This is a genomic window from Pseudomonas sp. 05N434 (assembly GCF_056396965.1).
In genome coordinates, this window is sequence record NZ_JBFTMK010001085.1 from 1 (window position 1) to 515 (window position 515).

Annotated in this window: 1 pseudogene; it reads left to right on the forward strand. The window is 56.2% G+C overall.

Going from position 1 to position 515, the window contains the following annotated elements:
* Positions 1-179 precede the first annotated feature (179 nt).
* Positions 180-314: pseudogene (locus tag AC1DLB_RS31860) on the forward strand (OprD family outer membrane porin); the annotation flags it as partial.
* Positions 315-515 lie beyond the last annotated feature (201 nt).

Below are 515 nucleotides of genomic sequence, written 5' to 3' on the forward strand. Positions count from 1 at the left end.
ATCTTGAGGCGAGTATTCTCCTGATGTATTTTTCTGTCAACAAGGGTTGCTGATCTCGCTGACGAAAGGTGGGTGAGCCTAGGTCAACTGGAATGACCCACTGCCTCAATCCGAGTGAGCCCTACCCGCTCAGCCTGTTCTAAAATCTCCTCTGGCGTCGCGTCCGTAGTGGGCATGATCTGGACTATGCGATTCAGTCCRGCACGCTTAAAGGTGTCGGATTTGGATGGCGCAACGGCAAGTCCAACAGCGAGGCGGCGCGTGACCAGGATCAGAATCGCTTGATCGTGAGCTACAGCATTCCGCTGCTTTAGCCAATCGACATCACGATATCGCGCACTTGGTAATCGCTGGCCCGGCCGCTTTACTTCAGCGCTGACGCAGAGTCAGCGCTTTATTGGCAGCCCCCCGACATGTAAGCGTCAGGCGGCTCCGGCAATGCGGCAAGCATGTCTTGCAGTCCGGCGGCCCATTGCATACGGATACGCATGAAATACGGGTCGTCGGCCGTGATG